The sequence below is a fragment of the Lampropedia cohaerens genome (assembly GCF_001005215.1).
GTDB lineage: Bacteria > Pseudomonadota > Gammaproteobacteria > Burkholderiales > Burkholderiaceae_C > Lampropedia > Lampropedia cohaerens.
Genome location: NZ_LBNQ01000037.1, coordinates 95785 through 111608, shown reverse-complemented (window position 1 = coordinate 111608; position 15824 = coordinate 95785). Strand labels below are relative to the sequence as shown.

The following is a 15824-nucleotide window of genomic DNA, read 5'->3' as shown; positions in this document are numbered from 1 at the left end:
TGTCTGTGCCTATGACCTCCCCCGATCTCCATCTTTCCTCCCTCGCCGTGCCATCGACCGGTCCCGAAATGCGCATCGGCGTCATGGGCGCCGGCGCCGTGGGCTGCTATTACGGCGCGCTGCTGGCCCGGGCCGGCCATGCCGTCACCCTGGTGGGCCGCCCCGCCCTGGTTGAAGCAGTCGCCACGGACGGTCTGCGCGTGAGCCACACCAATTGGGATGCGCATGTGCCGCTGGCTGCGGTGACCGACGCCGCAGCGCTGGCCGACGCGGACCTCGTGTTGTTGTGCGTCAAGTCCGCCGACAGCGAAACCGCCGCGCGCGCGCTGGCCAAAGTGTTGCGCCCGGGCACGGCAGTGCTATCGCTGCAGAACGGCGTCGACAACCCCGAACGCATCGCGCCGCTGCTCGCTACGCAAACCGTCGTACCGGGCGTGGTCTACGTCGCCGCCGAGATGGCGGGGCCCGGCCATGTGCTGCACCATGGTCGGGGGGAACTCATCACCGGCCCTTGGCCGGGCTGCGAGGCAGTGGTGGCCGCGTTCGCGCAGGCCGGCATCCCGCTGACCATTGATGCCGACGTACGCCTGCGGCAGTGGAACAAGCTGATTGTCAACTGCGCCTACAACGCACTGTCGGCCATCACGCAGCTACCCTATGGCCGGTTGCTGCAGACTGGCGAAATCTGCCAAGTCATGACCGATGTCGTCAACGAATGCGTGCAGGTCGCCCAGGCCAGTGGCCTTGCACTGACGCATCCGGGCATGGACAGTGTCCTGGGCCTGGCCGCCTCCATGCCCGAACAGCGCTCCTCGACCGCGCAGGATCTGGCCCGCGGCAAACCCACGGAGATTGACCACCTCAACGGCTATGTCGCGCGCAAGGGGGCCGAACTTGGCATTGCCACGCCCGTCAACCGCACGCTGGCTGTCACCATCAAGCTGCTGGAGGCACGCGGCAGCGATTCCGCAACCTTGCACTGACGGGCTGGTATGGCTGGCTGGATCGACACGCACTGCCACCTTGACGCGCCCGAGTTCGACGCCGACCGCAGCACCGAGCGCGCCAGGGCCCGCGCCGCGGGCGTGACGCTGTGCGTGATCCCGGCGGTCTGCAGCCAGGAATTTGCCGCAGCGCGCGCCACCGCCCACGCCTTTGGCGACGCCTACGCGCTGGGCATCCACCCCCTGTTTACTCCGCACAGCAGCGAGGCCGATCTGGCCACGCTGGATGCGCAGCTGCAGGCGCATCGCACCGATGCACGGCTGGTCGCCGTCGGTGAGATCGGACTTGACTACTTCGTCCCACTGGACGATGCCTGGCAGCAGCGCGCCTTTCACGCGCAGCTGCTGCTGGCCAAGGCCCACCGCCTGCCGGTACTGCTGCACGTGCGCAAAAGCGTCGACAAGGTGTTGCAGCACCTGCGTGCCACCCGCTTCGACCAGGGCGGCATCGCCCATGCATTCAACGGCAGCCTGCAGCAGGCCCGCCAATTTCTGGACCTCGGCTTCAAGCTCGGCTTTGGCGGCGCCAGCACCTTTGAACGGGCCACGCGCCTGCGTTCGCTGGTGGCGCAGCTGCCGGCCGAGGCCATCGTGGTGGAAACCGACGCGCCCGACATGCCACCCCACTGGCTTTACACCACGGCGCAGCAGCGCGCGCAAGGCATGGCGCACGGCCGCAACAGCCCGGCCGAGCTGCCCCGCATTGCGGCGGCGCTGGCTGCGCTGCGCGGTGTCTCCATGGCGCAATGGCAACAGCAGACCAGCGCCAATGCGCTGGCGGTCCTGCCCCGGCTTGCCCCCCTGATGCATTCGCATGCCGCCGACTGACGCATCCCGCCTGCAGGGGCTGGCGCCGATTGCCGATGCCCACACCCGCGTGCTGATTCTCGGCAGCTTTCCCGGTGCCGCGTCGCTGGCCGCCGCGCAGTACTATGCGCACCCACGCAACCAGTTCTGGGCAATCCTCGCCACCCTGTGCCCGCACGATCCCATGCCGGCCGATTACGCCGGGCGCTGCGCCTGGCTGCTGGCGCATCACATCGGCGTGTGGGATGTCTACGCCAGCTGTGAACGCCAGGGCAGTCTGGACACGGCCATCCGCGCCGCTGTGCGCAATCCGTTGGCCGAGCTGGTGCAGACCATGCCGGCCCTTGCACTGATTGCCCACAACGGCGGTGAGAGCTGGCGCCACCACAAGGTCACCGCCGCGCTGGGGTTGCCCGTGGTCAAGCTGCCCTCGACCAGCCCGGCCAACGCCAGCTGGTCGCTGGCGCGCAAGCAGCGCGTCTGGCAGGAGGCGCTGCTGCCGGCGCTGAAGCCGCTGCGATAATCGCCGCATGAGAATTCCCCGCTCCCCCAAGGCTGATCGCCATGTCCTGCCCGATGTCAGCCTGTCCGAAGAAGACGGCGTGCGCCACCTGCACCTGGACTCGCCCTGGATCCAGGGCTCGATGCGCATTGCCAAGCCGCTCGACATCGAGCTGGAGTACGTGCAGCGCATGATGGCCTGGCTGCTGTTTGTCGATCCTGACGAGGTGCCGCAACTGCATGCGATGCAGTTGGGTCTGGGTGCAGGCGCGCTGACCAAGTTCTGCCACAAGCGGTTGGGCATGCGCACCACTGTCATCGAGCTCAATCCGCAGGTGGTGGCCGCCTGCATGCGTTGGTTCCGCCTGCCCGATAACGATGATCGCCTGCAGGTGCTGGTGGCCGATGCCGCGCAGGCCGTGCAGGACATCGACTGGCACGGCGAAGTCGACGCGCTGCAGGTGGACCTTTACGACCATGAGGCAGCCGGCCCGGTGCTCGACGGTGCGGCTTTTTATGCCGACTGCCACGCCATGCTGGCCGACAACGGTTGCATGACGGTCAACCTGTTTGGCCGCCACGCGAGCTTTTCGCGCAACATGGACAATATCGCCAGCGCCTTCGGCAGCGAGCATCTGCAGTTCTTCAAGCCCACGCGCGAGGGCAACACCGTCGTGCTTGCGCGCAAGAACCCTGTGGCGGTCGAACGCCCGCTGCTGCGCCAGCGCGCCGAAGCCATCGAGGCGCGCTGGAAGCTGCCCGCACGCCTGTGGGTCCATGCGCTGCAGCGCTGGCAACCGGTCGAGGCTGGCGGCAATTAATGTCCCCTTTTTCCTGCCGAACACCCTTTTCCTGGCCATGACACAAGCTTTCCGACCCCTTTTCTCCTGCCGTGCCTGGCTGACAGCCCTGCTGAGCTGCCCCTTGCTGGCGCTGGCGCAAGCCACTGCAGTGCCTGCCGGGCAAGCGCAGCTGGACCTGCCACGCGTGGACCTCTCTGTCAACATGTATCGCATCGACGCGCAAGTTGCCGCCACGCCGTTGCAACGCCAGGTCGGCCTGATGTACCGCACCCACATGCCCGAGCAGGAAGGCATGTTGTTCGTGTTCGAACGTGCTGGCGTGCAGTGCTTCTGGATGCACAACACCCTGCTGCCCCTCACGGCCGCGTTCGTTGCCGATGACGGGCGCATCGTCAATCTTGCCGACATGGCGCCAATGACCACCGAGCAGCATTGCTCGACCGAGCCGGTGCGGTATGTCCTGGAGATGAACCAGGGCTGGTTCGCCAAGCGCAAGATAGAAGCTGGCGCCAGGCTGCGCGGTGGCCCATTCAGCGTCGGAAAGAAACGCAACGAGCCGTAATAATTTTTGACGCGAGCGCAAGCGGAACGCGCACTGCCTGACAGGTTCTTAGGCCATGCTTGCAGGAACGTTTGCCGCGCCGCACTGGCTTGGGATGCCCGCCCACATTCGCTTAGAATGGACTTATCGGCTGCGCGCAACGCTTTCATCTTCTAGATCAACAAATTGCGACGCAATCATCAGTAGCCTGTCATTTTTGTCTTGCAAACGCTTTCGGCACCCCCAGCGTGATTCTTTACGAGTACCCATTCAACGAGCGCATCCGCACCTACCTGCGGCTGGAATACCTGCTGCTGCGCCTGCAAGAGCTGCTCAGTCGCTCGGACGTCACTGACCACCAGTACGCGCTGCAGACCATCTTCGAAGCCACCGAAGTAGCCAGCCGCACGGACTTGAAGACCGACATGCTCAAGGATCTGGAGCGCCAGAGGGCCGCGCTGCAAATCTACAAGGACTATCCCGACATTGATCATGGCGTGCTCGACCGCATCTTCACGCGCATCGACTACTGCGCCAAGAACCTGAACACCATGGCCGGCAAGCCCGGACAGCTGATCAGCGACAACGAGTGGCTCAATGCCGTGCGCAGCCGCATGGGCATCCCGGGTGGCACCTGCAACTTCGATCTGCCGCAGTTCCACCACTGGAAGCACCGGCCTTCGGCCACCCGCCTGCGCGATCTGGAGTTCTGGGCCAACAGCCTCACACCGGTCGCCGACACGGTGTTCCTGCTGCTCAAGCTCATCCGCGACACGGGCACCGCGCATCGCGTGGCAGTCACACGCGGGCAGTTCCAGCAAAACCTGCCTGCCACACGGGGATTTCAGCTGCTGCGCCTGTGGATTGACCCGCGTGATGACGTCACACCGGAAATCAGCGCCAACCGGCTGCTGATTTCGGTGCGATTCATGGAGCCCAACCTCGAAGGCAAGCCCAGCCAGACACAAAAGGACCTCTCGCTCGAAGTCGCCATCTGCGGGCTATAGCGCAGGCTGGACTTTTTCACACGTGCCCCGATCTGAACTGGCATGAACACGCCTTCCCCTTCCCGTGCCGAAACCCTGCAGGTGCCGTGCCCGCAGTGCGGCAAGCCCAGCGTTTTCGCACCCACCAACCGTTGGCGCCCGTTTTGCAGCGAACGCTGCCGGATGATCGACCTGGGCGCCTGGGCCAGCGAATCCTTCCGGATTCCAGCCCGTCCGCCCGAGCGCACCGAGGACGAGCCATGACGGCTTGCCGAAAGTGAAATTGACTACAATCGTCGCTCCGGCCCGCCATGGGCCGCTTTTCCATTCCACCCACGCATGTCCTGGTTAGACAAAATCATTCCATCGCGCCTCATCCGAAGCGGCGAAAACGCGACGCGTCACCAGATTCCCGAGGGCCTGTGGACCAAGTGCCCGTCCTGCGAAACGGTGCTCTACCGCACCGACCTCGAGAAAAACCTCAACGTCTGCCCGCACTGCGGCGCACACCAGCGCATTGGCGCGCGCGCGCGGCTTAACGCCTTCTTGGACGAGAAAAAGCGCTATGAGATCGGTCAGGAAGTCACGCCTGTCGATGCGCTGCGCTTCAAGGACAGCCGCAAGTACACCGAGCGCCTCAAGGAAGCCAGCCGGGCCACGGATGAAACCGATGCGCTGGTCGCCATGGGCGGCACCGTGCATGGCCTGCCCGTCGTGGTTGCCTGCTTCGAGTTCGACTTCATGGGCGGCAGCATGGGCAGCGTCGTGGGCGAGCGTTTCGTGCGTGCGGTACAGGCTGCCGAACAGAAAAAGGTGCCTTTCATCTGCTTTACGGCCACCGGCGGCGCGCGCATGCAAGAAGGCCTGCTGTCGCTGATGCAAATGGCCAAGACCAACTCGGCGCTGGCGCGCTTTGCCCAGCAGGGCCAGCCCTTCGTCAGCGTGCTGACCGACCCGACCATGGGCGGCGTGAGCGCCAGCTTTGCCTTCATGGGCGATCTGGTGATTGCCGAGCCCAAGGCTCTGGTGGGCTTTGCCGGGCCGCGCGTGATCGAATCGACCGTGCGCGTGAAATTGCCAGAGGGCTTCCAGCGCGCCGAATTTCTGCTCGAAAAAGGTGCCATCGATATGATCGTGGACCGGCGTTCGCTGCGTGACGTGATCGCGCAGAACCTGGCCATCCTCACGCACCAGCCTGCCACCGTGCGCAGCGAGATCGCTGCGGCCACCACCAAACCAGCTGCCGCAGCACCTGCTGCCAAGGCGGCGGCCGTCAAGCCCGCCTCGCCGCAGTAAAGCCTCCGACTCGCAGCCGATAAGGCCACCGCATGGCGCCTGCCTGCCGGTGGCGCAGATAGCAGAGCCTGCTATTGCTAGCGACCTTTTTCATGCTTGGCATTGCCCCGCCCAGGGATGCCATGCGAGGCGCAAGCCGAGCCAATTGCCCAGTGCGCATCTGCAACGCCCAATTGCCACTGGCGGCTCCAACCCCAGCGGCAGCCAGGCGGCAACGCCTAGAAGCCTGCAAGCAGGTTCTCAGGAAGCGTTGGGCAATGTCAGGCGCGATGCGTCCACCTCATCCTCGGAGCCGCCGCGATTGCGGCCCTCGTTGAGCTGGCTGATGGATTCGGCCGTGACGTCGCCCGTGACGTAGATGCCATCGAAGCAGGAGGCATCAAAACCTTGGATGGAAGGATTGAGCGAGCCGACCGCCTGCTTCATCGCCTCCACATCCTGATAAATCAGCGCATCACAGCCAATCAGTTCGCGGATCTGCTCGACCGTGCGACCATTGGCAACCAGCTCCTCGGCCGTCGGCATGTCGATGCCGTAGACATTGGGGTAGCGCACCGGTGGCGCGGCACTGGCCAGATAGACCTTGTGGGCGCCAGCCTCACGGGCCATCTGCACGATCTCGCGCGAGGTCGTGCCTCGCACGATGGAGTCGTCCACCAGTAGCACGTTGCGACCGCGAAACTCGCTGCCTATGGCGTTGAGCTTCTGGCGTACCGACTTCTTGCGCACGCTCTGCCCGGGCATGATGAAGGTGCGACCGACATAGCGGTTCTTTACGAAGCCCTCCCGGTAGGGCCTGCCAATCAGCTCGGCCAGTTGCATGGCACTGGGACGGCTGGACTCAGGAATGGGAATGACCACATCGATATCCTTGGGCGGTACCGTCGACAGCACCCGTTTGGCCAGTGTCTCGCCCAGGTTCAGCCGCGCGCGATACACGGAGATCCCGTCCAGTACCGAATCGGGCCGCGCCAGATACACGTACTCGAAGATACAGGGGTGCAGCTGCGCTGTCTCGGGCTCCACGCAGAGCGCATGATGCGCCTTGCCATCATGATCGACCAGCACTGCCTCACCGGGCCGGATGTCGCGGCTGAGGGTAAAGCCCGTGCCTTCAAGCGCCACCGACTCGCTGGCGAACATCACGCTGCCGTCGTCCTGTGGTGCGCTCATGCACAGCGGACGAATGCCATAGGGATCGCGGAACGCCAGCATGCCGTAACCGGCGATCATGGCAATGACGGCATAGGAGCCGCGCACCCTGCGATGCACGGCCCGCACGGCGGCAAACACCAGCTCGGGGGAGAGCTCCCCACCGATGGTGACACGATCCAACTCATGCGCAAGCACATTCAGCAACACCTCGGAATCGCTGGTGGTGTTGGTGTGGCGGTGATCGGTGAGGAACAGTTCCTTGCGCAGCGCCTTGGCATTGGTGATGTTGCCGTTGTGCACCAGCACGATGCCGAACGGGGCATTGACATAAAACGGCTGCGCCTCTTCCTCGCTGTTGGCATCGCCTGCGGTCGGATAGCGCACCTGCCCAAGGCCGATCGAGCCAGGCAGCGCGCGCATGTTGCGGGTGCGAAACACGTCACGCACCATGCCCTTGGCCTTGTGCATGAAGAACTTGCGGTCGAGCTGGGTGACGATGCCCGTGGCGTCCTGGCCACGGTGCTGCAGCAGCAGCAATGCGTCATAGATCAGCTGGTTGACGGGGCTGCGGCTGACAACGCCGACGATTCCACACATGAGAGCGACTCCAAGGCAAAAGTGATTCTGATTTTTCTGCAGGCACTGCAGCGAACAAGCAAGCGGATTGATCGGGCCTATCGAATCATGGCGATGCGGACGGCAGTCCATGCAACACCTGCGGCATGGCGCCAGCCGGCACCACCAGCGCAGCAGAGGGCGGCTGCAGGATCTTCCAGCTCGGCAGCAGCGCCGCCAGCTCCTGGCGCGCCACGTCCAGCCACGGTCCGGAGGCGGAACTGGCCCACCAGGGCGAATCCTGCCACTGCAGGGCATGCACGATCACGGCAACGGCCACGCCAACCAGCAGGATGCGGGCCACACCAAACAGCGCCCCCACCAGCCTGTCCGCCGCCCCCATGCCCAGCGCCCGCACAGACCGCCGCCCCAGTGAGGCCAGCAGCGACGACACAAAGATAGCGACCACGAACACCGCCAGCATGCCTAGCACACGCCGCACCCCTTCGCCAAGACTCTCGCCGCCGGGCAGCCAGCCGCCAACCAATGGGCCCAGCCCCATGGCGGCGAAGAAGCCCACGACCCAGCCCAGCACGTTGATGCTTTCGAACACAAATCCGCGCCACGCGCCAAATGCCACCGACAGGAAAGCCAGCATCAGAAAGGCCAGATCGAAACCATTCAGTGCCATGGCCACTCACCTCTCAGCCCGGCGCTGCCTGCCCGATAGGCAGGCATGGCAGCATCCCGCGACGCGATGCTGACGCCCCGCAGCGACCTGCGACTGGGCGCGTGTGGACGGATGTGGTGCCTGCAAGGCCGACCCATGACATCGGTGTTCACAGTGACAGAATCGCAGCCGGCAGATTGGCATCCTGAACGCGTTTGGCAGCGCGGTCCGCGTCGGCCCGGCTGTTGAACGGCCCCACCCTCACCCGTGTGGCCCGTGTGGAGCCGGTCTGCACCACCTGCGTGTAGGTGCGCAGCCCCATGGCCTCCAGCCGCGTGCGGATTTCACGGACCTTGGATTCATCGGAAAATGCCCCGACCTGGACGATGAAGCGCCCTTCCTCGGCACGCCCCGAGGCCGCCTGGGCTGCCGGTGCAGCACTGGCGACGGTACGACCTTCCAGCAAGGCGCGCGCGCGCTCGGCCTCCCGCGCGGCAGCGCTCGAAGTCGCCGACACGGGCGGCGGGGGAACGACTGCGGCGGCACGAACGGCAGGCTCGGCGGGCCTTTCTGGCTGGGTAGCCGGTTTCTCCGGCTGGGGATTGGGCTGCGCATCGCCTGCATCACGCTGCACCTGCTGCACCTGCTGCACCTGCTGCACCTGCTGCACCTGCTGCACCTGCTGCACCTGCTGCGCAGCACGTTGCGCCACACTGACCGCTGGGGCAGGAGACGGCGCGGCGGCAGGCACGGGCTGGGCTGCATCATCGCCACTGCTGCCTTGCGCCGCGGCCATGTCCACCAGCTCCTCGCCCTCGTCGAGCCCCTGGCCTGCCTGCGCCTGCGTCACCGCGACCTGCGAGGGCGCAGCACCACCGCTCGCATCGTTTTCAGCCCCGAGCACGCGCACCTCGGCAGTGACCGGCATCTGACGCGGTTCGGTATCAAACACCAGCGGAAACACCATGATTGCCAGCAGTACCAGCACGCAGGCGCCAATGAGACGATGGCGGGCACGTCTGCGCATCTCATCGACGGAATCGACCGCGCGACGCGAGGCGCGCTTGGTGGCGGGCTCGGCCGGCTCGGCTTTGCGCGATTCAAACAAGGCCATGGCTAGCGAGAAATTCCAGGTTCAGACAACAAACTGGCCCTAGGGCCGCCCGGCGCGCCGCAGAAAAGCACATCCCTGCGTGCGGCCACTCCCACCCGGCACGCACCAGGTCACGCCACGTGCGCGCCACCAAGACGGGGAATTCCATCGGCCACCACCCCGCCTACCGTATAGAAGGAGCCAAAGACCACGATTCTATCAGCCGGCTCTGCAGCCGCCACCGCAGCCGCCAAAGCCGCTTTGGGAGTGGCGAATGCCTGTGCCGGTACCTGGCGTGGCCGTTCAGCCACCACCTGCAGGGCCTGCCACCGCTTGAGCAGGTCCGCCGCCTTTTCGGCACGTGCCAATGGCAGGTCGGTGAAGTACCAGCGGTCGATCAGCGGACCAATGCGCTGAAAGACCTTGGTCAGGTCCTTGTCATGCATGGCACCGAACACCGCGTGGGTCGTCGGGAAAAAGCCCATCGCATCCAGATTGGCCGCCAGCGCACCGACGGCATGCGGGTTATGCGCCACGTCCAACACCAGCGCTGGCTGACCCGGGACGATCTGGAATCGCCCCGGCACGTCCACCAGTGCAAAGCCCTGGCGAATCGCCTGCGCTGTTACCGGCAGCACCGGCCGCAATGCCTGCAGCACCGCCAGCACACCCGCGGCATTGACGAGCTGGTTGGCTCCGCGCAGGGCTGGATAGGCCAGCCCCGCCATGCGCTTGCCACGGCCAGCCCAGCCCCATTGCTGGCGATCGCCCGAATAATTGAAATCGCGCCCGGCCAGCCATAAATCGGCACCGATGGCCTGCGCATGCGCAATGACGGAGTGCGGCGCCACCGGATCGGCAACCACAGCAGGCTTGCCCGCGCGCATGATGCCAGCCTTCTCACGTCCGATGCTCTCACGGTCGGGGCCCAGAAATTCCGTGTGGTCGATGTCGATGCTGGTGATGAGGGCACAGTCGCAATCGAACAGATTGGTCGCATCCAGTCTTCCGCCCAGACCGACCTCAAGAATCGCCACATCCAGCTGCGCATGGGCCAGCAGTCGCGCGATGGCCAACGTGGTGAATTCGAAATAGGTCAGCGACACCGGCCCGCTGCTGCCGCCGGCCACAAAGCGGGCCTGTTCCACAGCCTCGAAATGGGGCAGCAGCGCATCGTCGGTGACGATTTCGCCATTCACACGGCAACGTTCATTGAAGCGCACCAGATGCGGCGAGGTGTACACGCCCGTGCGATAACCACTCTGTAGCGCAATGGCCTCCAGCATCGCGCAGCTGGACCCTTTGCCGTTGGTGCCAGCCACGGTAATAACCGCGCAGTCAAGCCTTAACGCCAGCGCATCACGCACCTGCGCGGCGCGCTCCAACCCCAGCTCGATGGTCGCCGGGTGGATACGCTCGCAATACGCCAGCCACTCGTTCAGGCTGGCGAAACGGGCAGGCTGCCGGGATGCCTCAGAACACACTTCAGTCATGGTCAGAACGACGCTCGCCGCCAGCGCCCCACCCTATGGAACCACTGACCGCGGCACTACCGCGAATACGAAAAGGAAGCGATTGTGCCAGCGTTGGCCAATTGCCGTGCCAGCTTGCGCCGAGAGTGCTCAATCAAGCTGTGCCACGTCCTGCCGGGGCGGGTTGAGAATGAGCACCGGCACGGTCGCATACTGCGCCAGCCGACGCGAGGTCGAACCCTCCAGCGCCGTGCGCAGCACCCCCATCGGGCGCGCGCCAATGATGACCATCGCAACGCCCTCGGCTTCGATCAGATCCAGCAGCGCGGTCGCCGGATCAGGCCCAGCCAGCACTGCCGTGGTAAAGGGCACATTCGCCTGCGCAAGAAGCTGCGCGGCACCGCGCAGCATGTCCTCGCCAGAGCCCTGCACCACCTCCTGCAGTGCATCCGGGTCCTGGGTAGTCAGCAGTTCGTAGAAGCTCGGCGGCTCCTGCACATTCGCCAGCAGAAACTCGGCCCGCAGCCCTTCACTGACCAGTTGCAACGCAAAACGCACCTCCACCTCGGAGTGGGGGGTGCCATCCACCGGAAGCAGTATCTTCATCGTATCTCCTGATCGTATTGGGGGATCCCATCGGCGTCGAAACATCCTCACAAGTCTGTTCACGCCCTCGCCTGGACCGCGCGGAACTGCCGGAAACTGCCGTACCCGACGCCAGGCGCAATCGGCGCTGGCGGTGCATCGCACGCGAAGCGTGTGGCCAGGCGCTCACAGCCTGTCATCGCATCATAGGCCTTCGCCGGGCGTCTGCGACCGGGCGCTACCGTTTCAGGCACGTGTCCGCACAAAATGCCGATAAAGCCAGCCGGTCGTCATCACCACGACAACCAGCCGCGTCACATGCATGGCCGTCACCAGCGGCACGCCCAGATTGAGCACCTTGGCCGTGATCGTCATCTCGGCAATGCCGCCGGGCGCCAGCGCCAGCATCAGCGTCCCCAGCGGTACATCCACCACCTGCGTGACGATCCACGCCAGTACGACTGAGACGGCCATGAACGCCAGCGTGGTGCCCGCAACCACTGCCATCAGGCGAGGGGCCGAACGCAGGAATGAGGGGTGGTAACGATCGCCCAGCGACCAGCCGATGCACAGCTGGCCCGCCCAGGACAGCCAGGGCGGCAGCCCCGACAGCGGCATTCCCGCCACCGAGAGCACGCCCGCAAATGCCAGCGCGCCCATCATCCAGCCGCTCGGAACACCCAGCCGCTGCATCACGGCGCCCGCTACGGCAGCGCCCGCCATCAGCAGCGCCAGCCCACCCCATTGCACCGGCACGGCCACCATCACATTCGGCGGCAAGCCATACCACCACTGGAATGCGAACGGCACGATGACCACGACCAGCAGCACGCGCAGGCTGTGCACCGACGCGACCTGATCGACCCGCGCACCATGGCGCTGCGCCATGCTTGCCATCTCGCTGGCACTGCCGATGGCGGCAGAGAACCAGGCAGTCGCCGCATCCAGCCCCGCCATGCGCCGCAGCACCCAGTACCCTAGCCCGGCCAGCGCCAGCGCATAGACGGCCCCCAGCAGCACCAGCGGCCACTGCGTCTTGAGGCTGGCCATCACAGCCGGTGTGAAATACAGGCCCAGCGCCAGGCCAATCATCCAGCGCCCGAAGATATTGAACGGCCTTGCACAACGCCCCGGCCAGCCCATCATGCGCGTGGCCGCCGTCACCAGCAGCGGCCCCAGCAACCAAGGCAGCGGCAGCCCCACGGCCAGCGCCAGCCCGGCGCCCATGAGGGCAAGCAGGAGGCCAATGACAATCCGAGCGGCTGCAGGCATGCAAAGCAAATGGAATCAACAAAGGGCAACAACTGCCCAGAAAGCCTGTGCGCGATCTTTGCATCGCATCGACCCGCTAAGCGACGGCGACGCAAGGGGCGCGTCTGACTGGCCACTCGGCGAGGCATCGTAAGGCCGATGCACCACTGGCAGGTCGCGCGCAGAGGCTGCCAAGCCATCATCGCAAACAGGTGCTGGGTGGCGGACTGAATATTGAATATGGCGCGGCATTATCGCCTGCGCCATGCCTTGTCATCGCTGTACACGGCAGCACCGCCGCCCGCGCCTTGCCCCGCGGAAGACAAAATCCACGACTTATGCTCATTTAGATTACAATCATTCTCAGCCGGAATCGCCAATGCGTTCCGGATTTTTCGCGGCCCAAAATACTCAATATGAGCATTTCTGAATTTCCCAACGCCTACCTTGCACCGCTGCCTGACGTGATGCTCGAACCGCTTGTGCGCGACGCACTGCGCGAGGATCTCGGGCGCGCTGGGGACATTACCAGCGCAGCGGTCATCGCGCCGCATGCACGCAGCTGCCTGCGTCTGACGGCGCGGCAAGCAGGCGTGCTGGCAGGCATTGACCTGGCCAGACTCGCCTTTACGCTGTACGACCCACAGCTTCGCTGGCAACCCGCACTCAGCGATGGTGCGCAACTCGTTCCCGGCAGTCTTATCGCCACGATCGAGGGCCCGGCACGCGCCATTCTCGCTGCCGAGCGTACGGCGCTGAACTTCCTGGGGCATCTCTGCGGCGTGGCCAGCGCCACCGCACAGGTGGCCGAAGCCATCGCCCATACCCCCGCACGCGTGACCTGTACCCGCAAGACCCTGCCGGGCCTGCGTGCGCTGCAGAAATACGCTGTGCGCGTCGGTGGTGGCTGCAACCACCGCTTCGGCCTGGACGATGCAATGCTGATCAAGGACAACCATATCGCCATTGCCGGAGGGCTTGAGCAGGCCGTGACACGCGCCCGTGCCCACGCAGGACACATGGTGCAGATCGAGGTGGAGGTGGACACACTGGAGCAGCTGCAGCAGGCGCTGGCACTGCAGGTTCCCATCGTGCTGCTTGACAACATGGACGTTGCGACGCTGCAGCAGGCGGTGGCGCTCAACGGCGGACGCGCAGTGCTGGAAGCGTCCGGGCGCATCCAAATAGACAACGCCGCAGCCATCGCCGAAACGGGGGTTGACCTGCTGGCCGTGGGCTGGCTCACCCACAGCGCCCGCACGCTGGATGTCGGGCTGGACGCGTAACACCCGTAGGTGATCAAGGAGACCATTTTCATGTTGAACCGAAGCCGCGCACCACTGCGTATCCGCCTACGCGGATGGACACGAAACCTGCTCGCCCACGCCCGGTCTGCTGCCATGGCGGCAGCGAGTGCATGGCTGATCGCCACTCCCGCCCATGCGGGCGAGGCTGCTGCCGCCTCCTTTCCGCAGCGCCCCATTACCATCGTGGTGACGTTCGCGCCGGGCGGCGGCACGGACCTGTTGGCACGCAAACTGGCGGCGGTGCTGGAGACGGCGCTGGGCCAGCCCGTCATCGTTGACAACCGGCCCGGTGCCAGCGGCAACATCGGCGCCAGCCACGTCGCACGCGCCGAGCAGGATGGGCACACCTTGCTGATGGTCAACAGCTCGTTTGCCATCAACCCCGGCGTATATGGGCCACTGAACTTTTCGCCATCACGGGACTTCACCGCCGTCATCAATGTCGGCTTCGTGCCTTCGGTGATCGTGGTGCCGGCGCACTCGCCACTGCAAACGCTGGCAGACCTACTGCAGGCTGGTCGCCCACCGGCCGATCCCATCCTGTTTGCCAGCTGCGGGGCGGGAACGCCGCAGCATCTGGCCGGCGAAATGCTGTACCTTGCCAGCGGCACAGCGATGCAGCAGGTTGCCTACAAGGGCTGCGGGCCGGCACTGGCCGACGTGGCAGCCGGCCATGTTGGCGTGGGCATCGTCACCACCAGCAGCGCAGCGCCCATGCTGGCCAGCGGTCGACTGCGCGCGCTGGCCGTCACCTCCCCCGCGCGCAGCCCCCAGCTGCCACAAGTGCCCACTGTCGCGGAGCAGGGGGTGGCAGGGTATGCACTGGATCAGTGGCATGGCCTGCTGGCGCCCGCTGGCACGCCGCCTGCCGTGATCCAGCGTCTCAACGCAATCCTGGCACACGCATTGCAGCAGCCCGGGATGCGGGCTGATCTGCAAGCACTGGGCTACACGCTCACCGAAGGTCCGCAGCAGTCCCCAGAGGCATTTGCCGAACTGCTGCGCGCAGATCTGCGGCGCTTCTCGCGGCTGACGGCCCGCCTGCAGCTGCGCCCCCAGTGACGGCTCAGGCCAGCAGGCGCGCCAGTAGCGGAATCAGCACCGCCGCGAGCACGACTTGCACGCCCAGTGCCAGACCAGCATAGGCCCCCGCCGTGGCGTTGACCTCCATCGCACGTGCAGCACCCACCCCGTGGGACGCGGTGCCCAGCGCAAAGCCACGCGCCACCATGCCGGCCTCGTCGCGCGGAATGCGCAGACCATCGAAGATGTACTTGCCCAGCACCGCTCCGACGATGCCGGTCAGCACCGCAAATACCGCAGCCAACGCCGGCACTCCTCCTATGGCGCTGGCAATGCCCATGGCCACGGGGGCGGTTACCGACTTCGGCGCCATGCTGCGCACCACGTCCAGCGGCAGGCCCAGCGCCCAGGCCAGTGCCACGGCTGAGCCCCCGGCAGCCGCACCGCCCACCAGCGCGGCCACCATCAGCACCACCGCGTGCCGCCGCAACGCAGCACGGCGCTGCCACATCGGCCAAGCCATCGCCACCACGGCTGGCCCCAGCAGGAAGTGAATGAACTGCGCGCCCGCAAAATAGCTCTGGTAAGGCACGCCGGTGGCGGAAAGCAGCCCGGCCAGCGCCACCACCGTCCACAGCACCGGATTGGCCAGCGGAGAGCGCCCCAGCGCCTGGTAGCAGGCCAGCATCGCCAGATACACCACCAGCGTTGCGGTCAGGCCAAACAGCGGCGTGGCAGAGAGATAAACCCACAGCTCGACGAAATCCTGCATGGC

At 65.5% G+C, this 15824-nt stretch carries 17 protein-coding genes; 10 read left to right on the top strand and 7 right to left on the bottom strand.

The genetic code is table 11. The annotated features are described in order from the left end of the window. The first annotated feature begins 11 nt into the window (after nucleotides 1-11). The 8 genes from AAV94_RS12520 (at nucleotide 12) to accD (ending at nucleotide 5938) form a co-directional block, all read left to right on the top strand. Entirely contained in the window at nucleotides 12-983 is a 972-nt protein-coding gene (locus AAV94_RS12520) for a ketopantoate reductase family protein (protein WP_197408070.1), read from the top strand. Between the two features lie 9 nt (nucleotides 984-992). Beyond that, nucleotides 993-1832, top strand: a complete 840-nt coding sequence (locus AAV94_RS12515; RefSeq protein WP_046742539.1) for a TatD family hydrolase — start codon at nucleotides 993-995, stop codon at nucleotides 1830-1832. Then, nucleotides 1819-2334: a DNA-deoxyinosine glycosylase gene (locus AAV94_RS12510; protein WP_046742538.1), complete on the top strand. Its 516-nt coding sequence runs from the start codon at nucleotides 1819-1821 to the stop codon at nucleotides 2332-2334. Before AAV94_RS12515 ends, AAV94_RS12510 begins: the two co-directional genes overlap by 14 nt. A gap of 7 nt (nucleotides 2335-2341) precedes the next feature. Further along, complete coding sequence (locus AAV94_RS12505) at nucleotides 2342-3133, top strand: class I SAM-dependent methyltransferase (RefSeq protein ID WP_046742537.1); 792 nt, start codon at nucleotides 2342-2344, stop codon at nucleotides 3131-3133. A gap of 37 nt (nucleotides 3134-3170) precedes the next feature. Further along, entirely contained in the window at nucleotides 3171-3677 is a 507-nt protein-coding gene (locus tag AAV94_RS12500; RefSeq protein WP_052755046.1) for a DUF192 domain-containing protein, read from the top strand. A gap of 227 nt (nucleotides 3678-3904) precedes the next feature. Further along, entirely contained in the window at nucleotides 3905-4663 is a 759-nt protein-coding gene (gene zapD / locus AAV94_RS12495) for a cell division protein ZapD (protein WP_046742536.1), read from the top strand. Nucleotides 4664-4705: 42 nt separating this feature from the next. Further along, the gene (locus AAV94_RS12490; protein ID WP_046742535.1) at nucleotides 4706-4906 is read left to right on the top strand and encodes a DNA gyrase inhibitor YacG; all 201 of its coding nucleotides are present in this window, start codon (nucleotides 4706-4708) and stop codon (nucleotides 4904-4906) included. 75 nt (nucleotides 4907-4981) lie between these two features. Beyond that, nucleotides 4982-5938, top strand: coding sequence for an acetyl-CoA carboxylase, carboxyltransferase subunit beta (gene accD / locus AAV94_RS12485; protein ID WP_084824917.1), 957 nt, complete (start codon nucleotides 4982-4984; stop codon nucleotides 5936-5938). A gap of 240 nt (nucleotides 5939-6178) precedes the next feature. Here the strand turns inward: accD and purF are convergent, their stop codons facing one another. The 6 genes from purF to AAV94_RS12455 form a co-directional block, all read right to left on the bottom strand. After that, nucleotides 6179-7690, bottom strand: coding sequence for an amidophosphoribosyltransferase (purF, locus tag AAV94_RS12480; protein WP_046742534.1), 1512 nt, complete (start codon nucleotides 7688-7690; stop codon nucleotides 6179-6181). An 85-nt stretch (nucleotides 7691-7775) separates the two neighbouring features. Beyond that, the gene (locus AAV94_RS12475; protein ID WP_156454433.1) at nucleotides 7776-8339 is read right to left on the bottom strand and encodes a CvpA family protein; all 564 of its coding nucleotides are present in this window, start codon (nucleotides 8337-8339) and stop codon (nucleotides 7776-7778) included. Between the two features lie 148 nt (nucleotides 8340-8487). Further along, complete coding sequence (locus AAV94_RS12470; protein WP_046742533.1) at nucleotides 8488-9432, bottom strand: SPOR domain-containing protein; 945 nt, start codon at nucleotides 9430-9432, stop codon at nucleotides 8488-8490. 110 nt (nucleotides 9433-9542) lie between these two features. Next, a complete protein-coding gene (folC, locus tag AAV94_RS12465; RefSeq protein ID WP_046742532.1) occupies nucleotides 9543-10904 on the bottom strand; it encodes a bifunctional tetrahydrofolate synthase/dihydrofolate synthase in 1362 nt (453 codons plus the stop codon). A 129-nt stretch (nucleotides 10905-11033) separates the two neighbouring features. Continuing rightward, entirely contained in the window at nucleotides 11034-11489 is a 456-nt protein-coding gene (locus AAV94_RS12460) for a universal stress protein (protein WP_046742531.1), read from the bottom strand. 225 nt (nucleotides 11490-11714) lie between these two features. After that, complete coding sequence (locus AAV94_RS12455; RefSeq protein WP_046742530.1) at nucleotides 11715-12740, bottom strand: AbrB family transcriptional regulator; 1026 nt, start codon at nucleotides 12738-12740, stop codon at nucleotides 11715-11717. 395 nt (nucleotides 12741-13135) lie between these two features. Here AAV94_RS12455 and nadC point away from each other — a divergent pair, with 395 nt between their 5' ends. Further along, nucleotides 13136-14005, top strand: coding sequence for a carboxylating nicotinate-nucleotide diphosphorylase (nadC, locus tag AAV94_RS12450; RefSeq protein WP_046742529.1), 870 nt, complete (start codon nucleotides 13136-13138; stop codon nucleotides 14003-14005). Nucleotides 14006-14119: 114 nt separating this feature from the next. Continuing rightward, a complete protein-coding gene (locus AAV94_RS12445; RefSeq protein ID WP_046742528.1) occupies nucleotides 14120-15088 on the top strand; it encodes a tripartite tricarboxylate transporter substrate binding protein in 969 nt (322 codons plus the stop codon). A gap of 4 nt (nucleotides 15089-15092) precedes the next feature. Here the strand turns inward: AAV94_RS12445 and AAV94_RS12440 are convergent, their stop codons facing one another. Continuing rightward, entirely contained in the window at nucleotides 15093-15821 is a 729-nt protein-coding gene (locus AAV94_RS12440; RefSeq protein ID WP_046742527.1) for an LrgB family protein, read from the bottom strand. Between the last annotated feature and the right edge of the window lie 3 nt (nucleotides 15822-15824).